Below are 1,823 nucleotides of genomic sequence, written 5' to 3'. Positions count from 1 at the left end.
GATCAGGTGACCGGCGCCCCACAGGCGGTCGTTGATGAACGTCGCCGGGACGGACGTGCTGGTGCCCTTGTCGCCCTTCGACCCGCACTGCACGTACTGGTTCGCGGAGTCGACGGCGATGACCACGCCGTCGGTGCCCGAGGAGGCGACGGGGGCACGGACCGCGATCACCGCGTGGTACTGCGACGCCTCGGAACCCAGGCAGGAGGCCAGGATCCCGGCGACGGCCCCGGCGTCGATCGGCGCCGTCGCCGTGCTGGTGACCGTGAAAGCGGCCGAGGGGCGGGGGGAAGGCGGCACGGAGGGGGAGGCGTCCGCGATGGCTGCTCCCTGTTGCGGCCCTGGTGCGGGTCGTGGTCCCGGCGAGTGCAGCACGGACGGGAGAGCCAGGCACAGGGCTGCCGCGGCGCAGGCCGCGGTCGTGCCCAGGGCGCGCCGGCGGTGGCGGCGCCGGTCGGCGCGTCGGCGGATCTCCGTGGCGGGCAGGGTCGGTGCGGGCATCTGCGTGCCGAGCAGCCGCAGCCGGTCGCCGAGGGTGTCGTGGGTGGGGTCAGACACGGAGCTTTCCTTCCTCGCTGGTCGGGCTCTGGTCGGCGAGTCTGGCCGCGAGCGCGGTCCGGCCGCGGGCGAGGCGGCTCTTGACGGCGCTGACCGTGGCGCCGGTCTCGGCCGCGACCTGCTCGACGGAGAGGTCGCACATGTGGTGCAGGACCAGGGCGCTCCGCTGCGCCTCGGGCAGGTCGCGGAGCGCGCTGACCAGCGTCAGGTGTTCCTCGGTGGGCGGCTCGACGGTGGGTGGTTCCTGACGGTGGTGGCGTCCGGCCAGGTGCAGGCCCCGGGCCAGACGTCGCCAGCGGGAGAGGGCCAGCCGCCGGGCCGTGGTCCGGATCCAGGCCTCCGGGGCGTTGCCCGGGTCGAAGGTGCGCCTTCGGTCCCACGCCCGGATGAAGGCCTCCTGGACCACGTCCTGCGCTTCGGACCAGTTGCCGGTGAGCGCGTAGAGCTGCCCGGTCAGGCGGGAGAAGGACGCCGCGTAGAACGCGTCGAACTCCTGTGGCGTCATCAAGGGCCTCTCCTCGGGGCTGTCCGTCAGCTCGCGGCACAGGCGGCCCGCGAGGGAAGCGCTCCTCGGCCGCGGCGGTGGAGCCGTGGATTCCGGGCGGAGCCTCCCGTCCTGTACGCACGAGCGCCGCCCCGGGGTTGCATCCACGGCCTGTGTCCTGGATCACGTGTGCGGGTGCGACCTGCCGGGCGTCGGGAGGCGTACAGGGGCGCGGGCATCAACCGGACGCCCGCAGGAAGGACACGGATTCATGCGCATCCGCCCGATCATGCTCGTCGCCGCCACCGCCGCAGCCATCGCGGCTGCGGGGGGAATGGCCACGGCCTCGACCGGCACCTCCACGCCCACCCCCACCGCCGCTCCCACGGCCACCCCCACGAACGCTCCCGCCGCCGCTCCCACGGCCGACGACAAGCCCTCCGGCACGCCCACCGCCGCGGCCTCCGACGCCGGCCCGTCCGTCACCTGGGTGCCTGCCACCTCGGCCGCTTCCACGGTCACCAGCACGGCGACGGCGCCGATCGACGCCGGGGCCGTCGCCGGCATCCTGGCCTCCTGCCTGGGCTCGGAGGCCTCGCAGTACCACGCGGTGATCGCGGTCCGTGCCCCCGTCGCCTCCTCGGACACCGACGGCGTGGTCATCGCCGTCGACTCCGCCGGTCAGTACGTGCAGTGCGGGTCGAAGGGCGACAAGGGCACCAGCACGTCCGTCCCGGCGACGTTCATCAACGACCGCCTGTGGGGCGCCGGTCACCTGATC

Annotated in this window: 1 protein-coding gene and 2 pseudogenes; 1 reads left to right on the top strand and 2 read right to left on the bottom strand. The window is 74.3% G+C overall.

What is annotated here, in order from left to right; all coding sequences use genetic code 11:
* Together VM95_RS37450 and VM95_RS37445 are read right to left on the bottom strand one after the other, a co-directional pair.
* A pseudogene (locus VM95_RS37450) lies at window positions 1-558 on the bottom strand (hypothetical protein); the annotation flags it as partial.
* Window positions 551-1,063: a SigE family RNA polymerase sigma factor gene (locus tag VM95_RS37445; protein WP_045705845.1), complete on the bottom strand. Its 513-nt coding sequence runs from the start codon at window positions 1,061-1,063 to the stop codon at window positions 551-553. The pseudogene VM95_RS37450 and the gene VM95_RS37445, both read right to left, overlap by 8 nt.
* 250 nt (window positions 1,064-1,313) lie before the next feature.
* Here VM95_RS37445 and VM95_RS43975 point away from each other — a divergent pair.
* Window positions 1,314-1,823, top strand: a pseudogene (locus VM95_RS43975) (hypothetical protein); the annotation flags it as partial.

It is taken from the genome of Streptomyces rubellomurinus (assembly GCF_000961885.1).
Taxonomy (GTDB): domain Bacteria; phylum Actinomycetota; class Actinomycetes; order Streptomycetales; family Streptomycetaceae; genus Kitasatospora; species Kitasatospora rubellomurina.
The sequence above is the reverse complement of the archived record's forward strand: the minus strand, read 5'-3'. Positions and strand labels throughout refer to the sequence as shown.

Bases quoted from the DNA above. Each gene is read 5' to 3' on its own strand.
- VM95_RS37445 (WP_045705845.1), bottom strand. From the start codon at position 1,063: ATGACGCCACAGGAGTTCGACGCGTTCTACGCGGCGTCCTTCTCCCGC.